This is a genomic window from Bradyrhizobium sp. Ghvi (assembly GCF_900115265.1).
In the GTDB taxonomy this organism is placed as follows: Bacteria; Pseudomonadota; Alphaproteobacteria; order Rhizobiales; family Xanthobacteraceae; genus Bradyrhizobium.
This window is the reverse complement of the sequence record NZ_FOVU01000001.1, coordinates 711,234-726,253: the sequence shown is the minus strand read 5'-3', so window position 1 is coordinate 726,253 and position 15,020 is coordinate 711,234. Positions and strand designations below refer to the sequence as shown.

14 protein-coding genes and 1 pseudogene are annotated in these 15,020 nt (G+C 63.6%); 8 read left to right on the top strand and 7 right to left on the bottom strand.

The genetic code is table 11. From position 1 onward, the window contains the following. Nucleotides 1-18 precede the first annotated feature (18 nt). The gene (locus BM374_RS03460) at nucleotides 19-525 is read right to left on the bottom strand and encodes a MarR family winged helix-turn-helix transcriptional regulator (protein ID WP_092289146.1); all 507 of its coding nucleotides are present in this window, start codon (nucleotides 523-525) and stop codon (nucleotides 19-21) included. 83 nt (nucleotides 526-608) lie between these two features. On the opposite strand from BM374_RS03460, the gene BM374_RS03455 reads away from it, so the two are divergent. The 4 genes from BM374_RS03455 (at nucleotide 609) to BM374_RS03440 (ending at nucleotide 5,237) form a co-directional block, all read left to right on the top strand. Beyond that, complete coding sequence (locus BM374_RS03455) at nucleotides 609-1,817, top strand: cytochrome P450 (protein ID WP_092289145.1); 1,209 nt, start codon at nucleotides 609-611, stop codon at nucleotides 1,815-1,817. A gap of 12 nt (nucleotides 1,818-1,829) precedes the next feature. Next, a complete protein-coding gene (locus tag BM374_RS03450) occupies nucleotides 1,830-2,153 on the top strand; it encodes a 2Fe-2S iron-sulfur cluster-binding protein (protein WP_092289144.1) in 324 nt (107 codons plus the stop codon). 54 nt (nucleotides 2,154-2,207) lie between these two features. After that, a complete protein-coding gene (locus tag BM374_RS03445; protein ID WP_092290190.1) occupies nucleotides 2,208-3,419 on the top strand; it encodes an ABC transporter substrate-binding protein in 1,212 nt (403 codons plus the stop codon). 135 nt (nucleotides 3,420-3,554) lie between these two features. Continuing rightward, a complete protein-coding gene (locus BM374_RS03440; RefSeq protein WP_092289143.1) occupies nucleotides 3,555-5,237 on the top strand; it encodes a tannase/feruloyl esterase family alpha/beta hydrolase in 1,683 nt (560 codons plus the stop codon). Between the two features lie 85 nt (nucleotides 5,238-5,322). On the opposite strand, the gene BM374_RS03435 is transcribed toward BM374_RS03440, so the two are convergent. Further along, nucleotides 5,323-6,588 carry an NAD(P)/FAD-dependent oxidoreductase gene (locus BM374_RS03435; RefSeq protein ID WP_092289142.1) on the bottom strand — a complete coding sequence of 422 codons (1,266 nt, stop codon included), beginning with the start codon at nucleotides 6,586-6,588 and terminating at the stop codon, nucleotides 5,323-5,325. Between the two features lie 300 nt (nucleotides 6,589-6,888). On the opposite strand from BM374_RS03435, the gene BM374_RS03430 reads away from it, so the two are divergent. After that, nucleotides 6,889-8,061 (top strand): ABC transporter substrate-binding protein, encoded by a 1,173-nt coding sequence (locus BM374_RS03430; RefSeq protein ID WP_092289141.1) that lies wholly within the window; start codon nucleotides 6,889-6,891, stop codon nucleotides 8,059-8,061. Nucleotides 8,062-8,249: 188 nt separating this feature from the next. Here the strand turns inward: BM374_RS03430 and BM374_RS03425 are convergent, their stop codons facing one another. From BM374_RS03425 to BM374_RS03405, 5 genes and pseudogenes are all read right to left on the bottom strand, one after another. Continuing rightward, nucleotides 8,250-10,121, bottom strand: a complete 1,872-nt coding sequence (locus tag BM374_RS03425) for a bifunctional sugar phosphate isomerase/epimerase/4-hydroxyphenylpyruvate dioxygenase family protein (protein ID WP_092289140.1) — start codon at nucleotides 10,119-10,121, stop codon at nucleotides 8,250-8,252. Continuing rightward, nucleotides 10,118-10,450, bottom strand: a pseudogene (locus BM374_RS03420) (ATP-binding cassette domain-containing protein); the annotation flags it as partial. The pseudogene BM374_RS03420 and the gene BM374_RS03425, both read right to left, overlap by 4 nt. A gap of 87 nt (nucleotides 10,451-10,537) precedes the next feature. Next, nucleotides 10,538-11,416, bottom strand: coding sequence for a shikimate dehydrogenase (locus BM374_RS03415; protein ID WP_092289139.1), 879 nt, complete (start codon nucleotides 11,414-11,416; stop codon nucleotides 10,538-10,540). A gap of 131 nt (nucleotides 11,417-11,547) precedes the next feature. Beyond that, entirely contained in the window at nucleotides 11,548-12,486 is a 939-nt protein-coding gene (locus BM374_RS03410; protein WP_092289138.1) for a LysR family transcriptional regulator, read from the bottom strand. A gap of 201 nt (nucleotides 12,487-12,687) precedes the next feature. Next, a complete protein-coding gene (locus tag BM374_RS03405; protein ID WP_092289137.1) occupies nucleotides 12,688-12,864 on the bottom strand; it encodes a hypothetical protein in 177 nt (58 codons plus the stop codon). A 166-nt stretch (nucleotides 12,865-13,030) separates the two neighbouring features. Here BM374_RS03405 and BM374_RS03400 point away from each other — a divergent pair, with 166 nt between their 5' ends. The 3 genes from BM374_RS03400 (at nucleotide 13,031) to BM374_RS03390 (ending at nucleotide 14,721) form a co-directional block, all read left to right on the top strand. Beyond that, complete coding sequence (locus BM374_RS03400; protein ID WP_092289136.1) at nucleotides 13,031-13,759, top strand: helix-turn-helix transcriptional regulator; 729 nt, start codon at nucleotides 13,031-13,033, stop codon at nucleotides 13,757-13,759. 82 nt (nucleotides 13,760-13,841) lie between these two features. Further along, nucleotides 13,842-14,501 carry an acyl-homoserine-lactone synthase gene (locus BM374_RS03395; protein WP_177248065.1) on the top strand — a complete coding sequence of 220 codons (660 nt, stop codon included), beginning with the start codon at nucleotides 13,842-13,844 and terminating at the stop codon, nucleotides 14,499-14,501. A 1-nt stretch (nucleotide 14,502) separates the two neighbouring features. After that, nucleotides 14,503-14,721: a hypothetical protein gene (locus tag BM374_RS03390; RefSeq protein WP_092289134.1), complete on the top strand. Its 219-nt coding sequence runs from the start codon at nucleotides 14,503-14,505 to the stop codon at nucleotides 14,719-14,721. Nucleotides 14,722-15,020: the final 299 nt, after the last annotated feature.

Genomic DNA, 15,020 nt, shown 5'->3' with positions numbered 1-15,020 from the left:
CGCTCGGTGCGCGAGCTGTCACGCGTCCGTGCCGCCGGTCACCGCGTCGAGATTCTCGTGCAGGCGGCGGAGCAGGTCGATCAGCACCTCGCGCTCGTCCTTGCTGAGACAGGACAGCAGGCGTCGCTCGCGCTCGAACGCCGCCACGATGACCTTGTCATGGGTAGCGCGCCCCTTCGCCGTCAGCGCGATCGAATGGGTGCGGCCATCATTGGGGTCGGTGCGGATCGAGACCAGCCCGCGGTTTTCCAAGCCTGCCAGCGTTCGGCTCACCGGGCCCTTGTCGAAACCGATGACTTGGCAGATGCGCGAGGCGGGAATGCCGGGCTCGATCGCCAGCAGCGACATGATCCGCCATTCCGTGACGTTGACGCCGAACTCCCGCTGATAAAATGCGGTCGCGCTGTTCGAGAGCTTGTTGGCGATGAAGGTGATGAAGGCCGGAACGTAACGGTCGAGGTCAAGCGTCGGCCCGCTCTCGGCAGGTGCGGGCTTCTGGCGGGCTTTGGTCGAAGACGGTGGCATATCGGCCTTGTGACTCGCGGAGTGTCCGCAGACCTAAGGGCAAGCGCCGTCCTTTCACAAGATCAAAATGAAGGAGATGTCCAATGAGCGCATCCGGCTCGGTCGCATCAGGCGTCCCGCATCTCGATGTCGATCCGTTCGCCATGGGCTTTTTCGCTGACCCGTATCCCACGCACGAGCGACTGCGCGAGGCGGGGCCGGTGGTCTATCTCGACCAATGGAATGTCTATGGCGTCGCACGCTATGCGGAAGTGCATGCCGTGCTGAACGATCCCGCGACCTTCTGCTCCAGCCGCGGCGTCGGGCTGTCCGATTTCAAAAAGGAGACTCCCTGGCGGCCACCAAGCCTGATTCTCGAGGCCGATCCGCCCGCGCACACCCGCACCCGCGCCGTGCTGTCGAAAGTGCTGTCGCCGACCGTGATGAAGCAGGTGCGTGACCGCTTTGCGGCGGCGGCGGAGGAACGCGTCGACGTCCTCTTGGAGCAGCGCAGCTTCGATGCGGTTGCCGACCTCGCCGAGGCCTATCCGCTCTCGATCTTTCCTGATGCGCTCGGCCTGAAACCCGAGGGACGCGAGCATCTCATCCCCTATGCGAGCGTTGTATTCAACGCCTTCGGCCCGCCCAATGAGCTGCGCCAGGAGGCGATCGCGCGCTCGGCGCCGCATCAGGCCTATGTCGCCAAGCAGTGTCAGCGCGAGAACCTCGCGCCGGGCGGCTTCGGTGCTTGCATCCATGCTCAGGTCGACGAAGGCGCGATCACCGCGACCGAGGCGCCGCTGCTGGTGCGCTCGCTGCTGTCGGCCGGCCTCGACACGACGGTCAACGGCATCGGCGCCGCGCTCTATTGCCTCGCGCGCTTCCCGGAGCAATGGCAGCGCCTGCGCGCCGATATCACGCTGGCGCGCAACGCGTTCGAGGAGGCTGTCCGGTTCGAAAGCCCGGTGCAGACCTTCTTCCGCACCACGACGCGCGAGGTCGAGCTGTCGGGCGCGCGCATCGGCGAGGGCGAGAAGGTGCTGATGTTCCTTGCTGCGGCCAACCGCGATCCGCGCCGCTGGGAGAGGCCCGACAGCTACGACATCACCCGCCGCACGTCCGGCCATGTCGGCTTCGGCTCGGGCATCCACATGTGCGTCGGCCAGCTCGTGGCGCGCCTCGAAGGCGAGGTGATGCTGACCGCCCTGGCGCGACGCGTCGCGTCTATCGAGATCACGGGCGAGCCGAAGCGCCGCTTCAACAACACGCTGCGCGGGCTCGACAGCCTGCCTGTCACCATCATCCCGGCCTGACAAGGAGCCCTGATGCCTACGATCAGCTTCGTCCATCCCGACAGCAATTCCGAGCACGTCGAGGTCTCAGACGGGGAAAGCGCCATGCAGGCGGCCACCCGCCACGGGCTCGATGGTATCCTGGCCGAATGCGGCGGCAACGCCATGTGCGCGACCTGTCACGTGTATGTCGACGATGCCTGGGTCGCGCGTCTGCCCGCAATGGCGGAGGACGAGGACGCGCTGCTCGAGGGCGCCGCGGCCGAGCGGCTGCCGAACAGTCGGCTGTCCTGCCAGATCAAGATCACGCCCGAGCTCGATGGGCTCGTGCTGAGGCTGCCGAAGCGGCAGGTCTGAAATTCCAGCCGCGGCGGCAACGACCGGCGGGCAAATCAAACAGGGGAGGTAATGATGAAAGTTCTGCGGTGGACGCTCGCGCTCGCGGCGAGCCTGGTGAGCGGCGTGGCGAACGCCGAGATATCCGACAATGTCGTGCGCGTCGGTGTGCTCAACGACATCTCCGGAATCTTTCAGGACACCAATGGCATGGGCTCGGTGGAGGCCGCGCGCATGGCGGCGGAGGATTTCAACGGCGCGGCTAAGGGCATCAAGGTCGAGATCGTCTATGCCGACCATCAGAACAAGGCCGATGTCGGCAATGCCATCGCGCGTAAATGGCTCGACGTCGAAGGCGTCGATGCCATCGTCGACGTGCCGAACTCGGCGGTCGGCCTTTCCATCAACACGCTGCTGCGCGGTAGCCGCATGACCTTCCTGGCATCCTCGACCGCAAGCGCCGATCTCACCGGCAAGGCCTGCTCGCCCAATACAATTCAGTGGGTCAACGACACCTGGGCGACCGGCAACACCACCGCAGCCGCGATGATGTCGCGCGGCGGCAAGGACTGGTATTTCCTCACAGTCGACTACGCGCTCGGCAAAGGCATCGAGACGGAGGCGCAGAAATATATCGAGAGTCACGGCGGCAAGGTGCTCGGCTCGTCGCGGCATCCGCTCGGCACGGCGGACTTCGCCTCCTTCCTGTTGCAGGCGCAGAATTCCAAAGCGGAGGTGATCGGCCTTGCCAATGCTGGCGGCGACACCATCAATGCCGTGAAGCAGGCGGCCGAGTTCGGCGTTCAGCAGGGTGGCCAGAAGCTGGTTGCGTTCCTGCTCTTCATCAACGACATCCACGGCATGGGCATCAAGGTCGCGCAGGGCCTCCAGCTGATGGAGGCCTTCTACTGGGACATGAACGACGACACCCGTGCCTTCGCGAAACGCTTCGCCGGGCGTCCCGGCATGAACGGCAAGATGCCGAGCGGCAACCAGGCCGGCGTCTATGCGTCCACGCTCGCTTTTCTCAACGCGGTCGCTGCCACCGGAAGTGACAATGCGAGGGATGTCGTGCCGGAAATGAAGAAATTCAAAGGCAAGGACAAGCTGTTCGGCGACACCGCGATCCGTCAGGACGGCCGCGTCGTGCACCCAATGTATCTGTTCGAGGTGAAGAAGCCGGAGGAATCGAAATATCCGTACGACTATTACAAGCTGGTCTCGACGATTCCCGCGGATCAGGCGTTCCGCCCGCTGGCGGAGGGCGGGTGCGAGCTGGTCAAGTAGAAGGTCTTCTGTCCCGGCGCAGGTCCGCGCATAAAGCGGCAAAAGCGGGCGCGTCCGGCACGCCGGTCGCAGCACTTGCCAAAGTATGAAATGGAGGTAATAATTATAGTATATAACTAAATAGGGAGGTTCGTCATGAAGGCTGGCTTGATATCAACCGCCGCGCTGGCCGCGCTTCTGGGGTCTACCGCGCTGGCTCGCGCCGACGGCGAGGCCTGCTCGCCGGTCACCACTGCGTCCCTTGGCATGTCCGGCGTCGAGATCACCGGGTCCAAAACGCAGGACGCGGCCAACGGTCTCCCCAGGCATTGCATCGTGACGGGCCTTGCCAACCAGCGCACCGGCGTCGACGGGAAATCCTATGCCATTGGGTTCGAACTGCGATTGCCGGCCGAGTGGAACGGCCGCTTCCTGCATCAGGTGAATGGCGGCAATGACGGCGTGGTCGTGCCCGCTCTTGGCACCCTGCCCGACGGCCTGGCATCCGGCGGCACCGTGCCACTGGCGCGAGGCTTTGCCGTGCTGTCGTCTGACAGTGGCCATTCCGGCTCGGACCCTGCGAACAAGTCGCTGGGCCTGACTGCGGGCGCGGCGTTCGGCCTCGATCCGCAGGCGCGGCGCGACTACGGTTATGCCGCCGACATGACGCTGTCGCCGGTCGCAAAGCAAATCATTGCCCTGCATTACGGGCGCAAGCCGGACCGCTCTTATATGGCGGGATGCTCGAATGGCGGGCGTCACGCCATGGTCGCAGCGTCGCGGATGCCGGAAAATTACGACGGCTTCCTCGTCGGCAATCCAGGCTTCGACCTGCCGCGCGCTGCGATCCAGCACGCCTGGGACGTGCAGGCCTTCCTCAAAGTCGATCCCGATCTGCGCAAGTCCATCACCAGGGAGGACGCTCAGCTCGTTTCCTCACGCATTACGGAGGCCTGCGATGGGCTCGACGGCGTCAAGGATGGACTGACGGCCAATCTCGCCGCTTGTCAGAAGGCATTCGATCTCAAGAGCCTGGTCTGTGCGCCCGGGCAGAACAGTGCCTGTTTGTCCGAAGCAAAGGTCGATGCCCTGAAGATGAGCCTCGCCGGACCGAAGAATTCGAAAGGTGAGGCGCTCTATTCCGACTGGCCGCTCGATGGCGGCATCGGCACGGGCAATTGGCGCACCTGGAAGGTCGAGAGCCCTGTCGCGCCCTGGAATAATTATCCGATCATCGCCACCATGGGCGCAGCGTCGCTGAACTACATCTTCTCGACACCGCCGGTCGTGGTCGAAGGCAAGAACGAGAAGCTCGTCGAGGCATTGAAGGCCTATGACTTCGATAAGGACGCGCCGAAGATTTTCGCCAAGGACGCGACCTTCACGGAATCGGCCATGGACTTCATGACGCCGCCCGACATCGACGACCCCAACCTTGCATCGCTCCGGAAGTCCGGCGGCAAGATGCTGATCTATCATGGCCAGGCCGATCCGGTGTTCTCGGTGAACGACACCATCCGCTGGTACGATCGGCTGAACAAGAACCTGCAGGGACACGCCGACAGCGTCGCGCGCCTGTTCACGATTCCCGGCGAAACGCATTGCGGTGGCGGCGTCACCCTCGACAAGTTCGATGCACTGACCGCACTGACCGACTGGGTGGAGAAGGGCAAGGCACCCGAGCGCATCATCGCGTCTGCCAGTCCCGCGAACAAGGAAGTCCCCGCGTCCTGGAGCCCGGGCCGCACGCGGCCGCTGTGCCCGTATCCGAGCTACGCCGCGTATTCCGGACAGGGCGACAGCGAGGACGCCGCGAATTTCGTCTGCAAGACGCCGTAGCTCGTCGCGGCATCCGCAATCTCGTGCCCCTGACGCGGCGTCGCGACATCAATGCCGCTCCGCGCCCGGGACGCGAGGGCAAATGTCACCCCACCACCTTGCTGCTGCCCTGCGTGATCAATCGCGCGGCCCGCTGGTCTCTCGCATAGATCCACAGCCAGCTCAGTGCGACGCTGAGACGGTGGCGGAGGCCGATCAGGAAGTAGATGTGGGCGATGCCCCAGATCCACCATGCGATCGTTCCGCGCAGCTTGACCTTGCCGAAATCGATCACGGCAAGCCGCTTGCCGATCTGAGCGAGGCTGCCGGCGTGCTTGTAACGGAATGGACCCTTGCTCTCACCGCGCAGCCGAGCCTTGATGGTCTCGGCGACATGCCTGCCCTGCTGCTTCGCCGCCGGGGCGATGCCGGGCACCGGCTTGCCCTCCCAGGCGTTGATGCTCACGGTGTCACCGATCGCAAAGATCTCGGGATGGCCGGGAATGGTGAGGTCGTCGTTCACCTGCACGCGTCCGGCGCGATCGCTCGGCGCCCCCAGCCATTCGGCGGCCGGTGAGGCACGCACACCGGCAGCCCAGATTCGCGTCTTTGCCTCGAGCAGCTTGCCGCCGAACACGACGCCTTCGCGGTTGATCTCTGTGACAGCCTGCCCGAGCACGACCTCGACACCGATCTTTTCGAGCGAGGCCTGTGCATATGCCGAGAGATCGTCAGGGAAGCCCGCCAGCACGCGCGGGCCAGCCTCGATCAGGACCACGCGCGCCTTGTTCGTATCGATGTTGCGGAAGTCGGCCGGCAGCGTGTGATGCGCCATCTCGGCGATCGTGCCGGCGAGCTCCACGCCTGTGGGGCCGGCGCCGACAATGACGAAGGTGAGTCGCGCGGCGCGCCGCGCCGGATCGGTCTCGCGCTCGGCGCGCTCGAATGCCACCAGGATGTGACGACGCAGCGTGGTCGCGTCCTCCAGCGTCTTCAGGCCCGGCGCCCACGTCTCCCACTCGTCATGGCCGAAATAGGCATGCCGCGCGCCGGTGGCGAGCACCAGCGTGTCGTAGGGCACCTCGCTGCCGTCGTCGATCAGGACGCGGCGCCTGTCCGCGTCGACGCCACTGACGGCCGCAAACAGCGTCGTCACTTCGCGTCGATCGCGCATGAGATGGCGGATCGGCCAGGCGATCTCGCTGGTGGCGAGTGAGGCGGTCGCGACCTGATAGAGCAGCGGCTGAAACAGATGGTGGTTGCGGCGGTCGATCAGCGTGATCTCGACCGGCGCCCCCGCGAGCCGGTAGGTCGTCTCCAGCCCGCCGAAGCCGGCCCCGACGATGACGACGCGATGGGGATTTGCGGCCATGATGCACCCTCGAATCTCGCTGCTTCACTGACTTATTTAAGTGCGGATTCGGCGCCGTGGTCCAATAGCCGTCATCAATGATGGAATAGGCATGGCGTATCGAAATTCTCCGCGAAAAAGGCCGCAGGCTTGAACAAAGTAAGTAGAATTATATTTCTTGCCATCCCCATTCGGGGCGAAATATGGTGCAGAGGCGGGTGCTGAGCCATTGGCGGCGCGACAGATTTTGCGTTCAATAGAGACAGACCCGGGGACGGCGATCACCCGTTACCGGGATCAATAATAGGGAGGGGAGTTGTTATGAGGACGGCATTCTGGCTGGCGGGCGCAGCGGCGCTGGTGCTGGCGAATCAGGCATTCGCCGGCGACACGATCAAGATCGGTTTCGTCTCGACCTTCAGCGGCCCGACTGCCGTGATCGGCAACGACATGCGCAACTCGTTCGAGCTCGCGCTCGATCATCTCGGGCGCAAGATGGACGGCAAGCCGGTCGAGGTGATCTACGAGGACGACGGCCAGAAGCCTGATGTCGGCAAGCAGAAGACCGAGAAGCTGGTGCAGTCCGACAAGGTCGATTTCCTCGTCGGCTACATCTGGTCGAACGTGCTGCTCGCCTCGCTCAAGACCGCGGTGGACTCCCAGACCTTCCTGATCTCGGCCAATGCCGGTCCGTCGCAGCTCGCGGGCGAGCTGTGTTCGAAATACGTTTTCTCGACCTCGTGGCAGAACGATCAGACGCCGGCCGCCATGGGCCTCTACATGAACGCGAACGGCGTCAAGAGCGTGTTCCTGATCGGTCCGAACTACGCCGCCGGCAAGGACATGCTTGCGGGCCTGAAGAGCACCTTCAAGGGCGAGATCAAGGGCGAGGAATACACGGTCTGGCCGAGCCAGCTCGACTTCTCGGCCGAGCTGGCGAAAGCCCGCGCCTCCGGCGCCGAATCGATTTTCGTGTTCTATCCCGGTGCGGCCGGCGCGCAGTTCCTCAATCAGTATGTCCAGGCCGGCATGAAGAGCACCATGCCGCTCTACACCGTCTTCACAGTCGACGAGACGACGTTGCCCTTGCAGAAGGAGAATGCGTTCGGGATCCCTGGCGCGCAGGAGTGGGTGAACGACCTTCCGAACGAGCAGAACAAGAAGTTCGTCGCCGATTACCGCAAGAAATATCCGAACGCCCGGCCGAGCTATTACGGCGCGCAGGCCTATGACGCCGCGCAGCTCATCAACAGCGCGGTGGTAGCCGTGGGCGGCGACACGTCGAAGAAGGATGCGATGAAGGCCGAGATGGAGAAGGCCAACTTCAAGTCGCTGCGCGGCGCGTTCAAGTACGGCAACAACCACATCCCGGTCCAGAACTTCTATCTGCAGGACGTGGTGAAGGGCGCCGGCGGCGAGCTTTCCCTGAAGACCGTCGCGACCATCGTCACTGACGATCAGGACCGCTTCCACGACAAGTGCCCGATGAAGTGAGCTGATCGTCGCCACGAGCGACGTAGCCCCTTCTCCCCTTGTGGGAGAAGGTGGCGCGAAGCGCCGGATGAGGGGTATGTCTCCGCGGATTAGATGTCGGGGGGAGACTCGCGGATAGAGACCCCTCACCCGTCTCGCCGCTATTGCGGCGAGCCACCCTCTCCCACAAGGGGAGAGGGAAAAAGAGCCTACACCCGTGGCATGCTCGCAGGGCGCACCTCGCGGGCCTGCGCTGCGAGCCTGATGCCGGCATTGGCGGCGCCAAACCCCTGATAGCTCCTGCGCTCGACGATCTCGAAGAAGAAGCGCTCGTCGAAAATGTGAGTGTAGACCTGGAAGAATTCGCTGTCGCCCTCGCGGTCGTAGAGGATGTGGTTGGCGCGGAGCTGCGCCATAACATCTGGCGCGAGGTCGTATTTGGCTTCGATGTCGTCGTAATAATTGCCGGGAATATCGAGGAAGCCTGCGCCGCGGGCCCGCATCGCGGCGACCGTGGTGAAGATATCCTGGCACGCGAACGCGACGTGCTGCACGCCGGAGCCGAAAAACTCCGAGATGAAACGGGCCGGCAGCGTGCGATTGGCGGAGGAGCCGTTGAGCACGAAGCGCAGGCTCTGGTCGTGGTTGATGAGGGCTTGGCTCTGCACGAGGCCACGGGGATCGGCGATCTCCATCTGCGGCAGGCGCTTGAGATCGAGGATGCCGGTGTAGAACAACAGCCAGGACAGCATGTCGTCGTATGGCATCGACTGCGCGATGTGGTCGACCGCGAGCAGCGCGTCCTCGTCTGCATTGCTTGCAACCGGCTCAAAATCCGTGTCCCAGTTCTTACCGGCCTGGTCGACGAAATAGAGCAGACTGCCGCCGACGCCGTGGATTGCCGGGATCTCCAGTTCACCTGGCCCGACCGGCTGGTAGAACGTGCGCGCCTTCAGCGTCTCGGCTCGCTGCATGGCAAGGCCGGCATTGTCGACGTCGAGCGCGATGGCGCAGACGCCGGGGCCATGCGTGACATAGTGCGAATGCGCAAAGCCGTCGGTCTCGGAATTGATCACCAGCTCGACCTTGCCCTGCGACCAGCGCTCCACCGCCTTGCTCCGATGCTTACCGGTCTTGCGGAAGCCGAGCTGTGAAAACAGATGCGCGAGCTCGCCGGCCTTGGTCTCGTTGACGGCGAACTCGATGAAGCCGGTGCCACGGCTCTTGGCCTTCGGCGCCAGCGGCTCGCCGACGAGCTTCGGCCAGTCCGGAGCAAGCTGGTCTTGCAGCAGGATCAGCGAGCGCAGTCCGTCGAGCGCGGTCTGTGCGGCCGAGCCGGCGCGGAATTGGTCGTTGAATATCTCGAGCGACCACGGGCCGGAATAGCCGGTCGCGGCGATCGCCTGCATGAATTCGCCGACCGGCAGGTCGCCTTGGCCGGGGAACGAGCGGAAGTGGCGGCTCCACGACAAGATGTCGAGCTCCAGCTTCGGCGCATCGGCAAGCTGCACCAGAAAGATCTTGTCGCCGGGAATCGAGGCCATGGCGCGGGTCGGGAAGCCCGGCGCCAGGGCATGAAAGCTGTCGAGGATCACGCCGATCGCCGGATGATCGGCGCGCCGCACGATCTCCCAGGCATCGCGATAGTCGTTGACGTGCCGGCCCCAGGCCAGCGCCTCGTAGCCGACGCGCAAGCCGCGCTTGGCGGCGAGATCACCGAGCTCACGAAAATCATCGGCGGCGCGGTCGATGCCGCCGAGTGAGGCGGGCGACACGTTGGAGCAGATCAGCAGCAGATCGGTGCCGAGCTCCTGCATCAGATCGAACTTGCGCATCGCGCGGGCGAAATTGCGCGAGCGTTGCGGCTCGGGCATGCCCTCGAAATCGCGGAACGGCTGAAATGCGCAGATCTCGAGATTGAGGTCCTTGCAGAGCTTTGCGATGTCGCGCGGGCCCGCGCCGAACGACAGCAGGTCGTTCTCGAAGATCTCGACCGCCTCGAATCCGGCGGCCGCGATGGCACGGAGCTTTTCGTCCAGCGCCCCCGAGAGGGAGACGGTTGCGATCGAGCGTTTGTTCATGCTGCGTTGTCCTCCATTGCCCCTCCAAGGAACAACTGCCCGATCCGCGGGTCGTTCAAAATGCGCTCCGCCTTGTCGACCATGCGGGTCCGGCCGAGCTCGAGCACGATGCCGATGTCCGAGATCTCCAGCGCCGATCGCGCGTTCTGCTCGATCATCAGGATGGTAACACCGCGGTCACGCAGGTTCTTCAGAATCTCCAAGGTCTGCTGCACCATCAGCGGCGACAGGCCGATCGAGGGTTCGTCGATCAGCACGAGTTTTGGCTCGAGCAGCAGCGAGCGGGCGATCTCGAGTTGCTTCTGCTCGCCGCCCGACAGCGTCGAGGCAGCGCGCCTGCCAAAAGTGTGGATCTCATCCCATTCCTCCCTTTGGACGTTCGGTTCTGGTGACGGCCTTGTATCCGGCCGCTTCGGTTACGCTGCGTAATAGGCAGAGCTTCTTGCCGCCATCACCTCGTCGAAAGCCTCTCCCATGACTTGGGTCGACGGGGCAAGGCCGGCGAACAGCTCGAACGCGTCAGCCGCCTGGTAGATCGCGAGCTCTCGCCCGGTCATGATCCGCGCGCCCTTGGCTCGGGCCGCGGTCAGCAGCGGCGTGATCAGCGGCGAATAGACGGCGTCGGCGACCCACAGATTTTCGCGCAGCAGCGAGGCCGGCACCGGGGTGTCGCGATTCGGCAGCATGCCGACCGGCGTGCCGTTGACGAGGCCGGTTGCTCCGTCGAGCGCGTCCTTGACGTTTCCGGCAACCCGCGCGCCGCCATGCCTGGCCAGCAGCGCGGCGAGTTTCTCGGCGCGGGCCGGCTCGGTGTCGAAGATGCGCAGGTCGGCAACCTTCAGGCTCGCCAGCGCAAAAGCGATCGCCTTGCCGACGCCGCCTGTGCCGATCACGGCGACCGCGTTCCCCGTGGGCGACAGCAGCGGAGCGACGGCACGTGCAAAGCCCGTGGTGTCGGTGTTGTGGCCGATCAGCCTGTTATCCCTGACGACGATCGTGTTGACCGCGCCCATTGCGGCCGCACCCGGTGCCAGCTCGTCGAGCAGCGGGACCACCGCCTCCTTGTACGGAAAGGTGACGTTGACGCCGGCGAAGCCGAGGCGCCGCACGCCCTCCAGCATCATGCGGAGCCCGGCCGCATCGGCGCCCGCGACCTCGATGAGCTGATAATGGCCGCGCAGGCCTAGGGCTTCAGCGGCGCGCTCATGCATGGCGGGGGAGGCGGAATGCGCGATCGGCGCGCCGATCAGGCCGGTGAGGAGCTTTTTGCTAGCGGCGTATCCGCGCTTCGTCATGGTTCGCTATCGTCTCGTTGGGCGCATTCGGTCCCAGCATTAATGGAGAAATCCGCGTCATTCCGAGAGCGACGATAGTCATTCCCCCGGCTAACACAATTACCCTTTTGTCCCGCAAACCCAACACCATGTTATTTCTTTCGTCCGCGCCCCACCGCAAGCTTGCCATTGCTGCGGGACGGCTCGAGCGCGCGCATCTCGGCGCGTAGGGACTCGATGAAACACTCGACATGCAGCGACAGCGGCGCGCCGCGCTTGACTGCGATGTAGGTGTCGAACCGCGTCGGCTCGGCAATCTTCAGGAGTTCGACCCCGGGGTAGCCGCCATGGGCCACCGTGAACTGGTCGATGATGGCGATGCCGAGCCCCGCCTTCACCAGCGCGCAGACCGTGGTGCCGAAGCGCGCGCGGATGGTGATGTTGTAGGCGAGCCGGTTGCGCGCAAAGATCTCGGCCATGATCCGGCCGTAGGGATCGTTGGGATCAATGCCGATCAGCGGGTACTGGGTGATCTCGGCGGCCGAGACCTGCTTGCGGCCGGCGAGCTCGTGGCCCGGCGGTACAACGCAGTAGAGCTCGCCCGAGGCGAGCGGCATGAAGTCGAGCCCGGAATGCTCCAGCCGGTAGCTCATCGCCACGCACTCGCCGCGGCCGAGCATGAGATAGTCGATGGCTTCCTCGAGCTTGAGGATGTTGATGTCGATGCCGAGATCGGGATAGCGGCGGCGCACCCGCTCGATGGCGCGCGGCACCATCACCTGCGAGATGCTCGGCACCGAGCCGATGCGCAGCTCGGACAAGCCGCCGCGACCGATCTTGGAGATGATCTCGGAGAGATCGTCGACTTTCTTGTAGACGCCGTTGATCTGCTCGAAAATGCTCTCGGCTTCCGGCGTCGGGAAGTAGCGGCCGTTCTGGCGCTGGAAGAAGCGGATGCCGAGCGAGCGCTCGGTGTATTTGACCAGCCGGCTGATCCCGGGTGCCGAGACGTTGAGCAGCTTTGCTGCACCGCCAATGGTGCCCGTCACCATCACGGCACGGATCACTTCAACCTGGCGTAGCGTCATCATGATCTTGGCATCCGAAAGACGATCGTAGCGGCGATCATCTCACGACAGCGGTCATGTCATCCAGCGGCAATTGAGGCTTTAATGGCGGGAAGAAGGACGGGTAACTTCGCAGTCACACTGTTTCGAGAAAAGCCAGTGCTCACATCGAAGGGCATCGTCGCGCGATCGGTTGCATCGGCGTCGTCTACTGCAAGCTGCGTGCTAGCTCGCAGGGCTCTCCGGCGACGCGCTGTCGACGAGCTTGCGGCGCTCGCTTTGCAGCACGTCACGCGCGAATTCGATGATCTTCTGCTTGTTTGCCGTATCGCGGACGGCGAAAAAAACACGGTTCAATTCCAGGCCGAGCACGCTGTTGAGGGCGATGTTCTCGTCTTCCATCGTGGCGCTCCCGCTCTAGACGTCAGGTGTAACTATACGTCACTTCCTCCACAAGTAGATTAAATCTTCGGTGCAAGTGCCACACCGGTAAATTACGGACGCACTGAATTGAGGCAGTCGCCCAAGACGTGCTATACGGAGCTGTGAGGGGGCAGGGAACGCATCGATGTCCGCTGTTGATTATGGGCGCGAAGCGCTGGACTTCATCGAAGGGCTCGGAGCCTTTGACAGGGTTCCGGAGGCTATGGATGCGCTCGAAACAGCATTCGGTCGCTTCGGTTTTGAAACCATCATCGTGACCGGTCTGCCGAATCCTGATCAACGCTTCGCGCAGATGGTGCTCGCCAAGCGCTGGCCTGCGGGGTGGTTCAGCCTTTATACCAAAAGCAACTACGACCGCGCCGATCCAGTGGTGCGGCTATGCCGGCTATCGGTCAACCCGTTTGAATGGTCGGAAGCGCCGTATGATGCCGAACGCGAGCCGGACGCGGCCGAGGTGATGAACCGCGCCACCGATTTTCGGATGTCGCGCGGCTTCATCGTGCCGATCCATGGGCTCACCGGCTATGAGGCCGCGGTGTCGCTCGGTGGCGTCCATCTCGATCTCAATGCCCGCAGCAAGCCGGCGCTGCATCTGATGGCGATGTACGGCTTCGACCACATTCGCCGTCTGCTCGCGCCGTCGCCGCATCCGTCGGCGCGCCTGACCCCGCGCGAGCGCGAAGTGATCGCGTGGGCATCGCAGGGCAAGTCGGCCTGGGAAATCGGCGAAATCCTGCACATCACGCAGCGCACCGCCGAAGAGCATCTTGCAACTGCTGCGCGCAAGTTGGGTGCCGTCAACCGTACGCATGCGGTTGCGCTCGCGATTCGTTACAAGATCATCAATCCCTAGGCGGCGTACTGGGAAATTTCCCAATACCGAATCCGCGCCTTTTCGCGGAGGCTACCTCCATTGAGGCTGAATGGGGGATTTCATGATTCACGCAATTTCCGCGCTGAACCGCCACCTCTACGAAGATGTCATCGAGCAACATTTCCGCTTGCGCCACGATATATTCGTCGAGGAACGGCACTGGGAGACGCTCCGCAAGCCGGATCTCCGCGAGATCGATTCCTATGACAACGAGGACACCGTTTATCTGCTCGCGCTGGAAGGGCGCCGCGTTATCGGCGGGCACCGGCTTTATCCGACGACCAAGCCTTCGATGATGAGCGAGGTGTTCCCGCATCTCGCGGCCGTGCGCGGCTGTCCTTCGAATCCGCTGGTCTGGGAGTGGTCGCGCTATTTCGTCGTACGCGAGCGCCGCGACGGTGCCCTCAATCTGCAATTGATGGCTGCGGTGCAGGAGTTCTGTCTCCATCAGGGTGTCGCGCAGGTCAGCGCGATCATGGAGACGTGGTGGTTGCCGCGTTTTCACGAGGCCGGGTTCGTCGTAACGCCGCTTGGCCTGCCTGGGCTGGTGGAGAATGCCTGGACCATGGCCGCGACCATCGACATTCGCCAGGCGACGGTCGATGCCCTGCATGATCGCATCGGTATGAAGAACGTCGTCCATCAGGATGGACCGCGTCTCGATTGCATTGCCCGTGCCAACCTCTGCGGCCGCACCGCCGCACAACGAAAGAGCGCCTGAGATGTCGAACATGATGCGAGACAGCCAGATCATGGCGCAGACCAAGGACGAGAATCTCGGCTACATGTCCGACATGGCGCTCGAACTGGCGCAGATGGCGGAGGACGCCGGGCTGGGGACGCTTGCCTACATATTCCGAATGGCCGCGCTGGAGGCCTCCACCGCCAACAGCGAGCTCAACGAGCCGAACGACCTCCCTCGCCAGGTCACGTCGCATTAGACGTCCCCATCACTTCGACAGTGGATCACCCGCTCCCCGGCAACGGGAGAGGGTGATCGTTTGGGTGCGGCAGGCTACCCCATCCGGCGCGACAGCCTTCGTGCCGGGGCGGGCTTTGCACGGCGGGCGTTGATCAGATGCATCGGCATGCAACAAAGTGCATGTTTGGTGTCGAATCGCTCTTGCCTCGGAACGATACTGCCATTACCCATTTTTCCGCCTTGAAGAGGCAGGGGGAGCTCTTTCACTGATGGCGACTGTGTTCGAACATCGGCGCGCGTCCGCATGCGCCTGAAAGA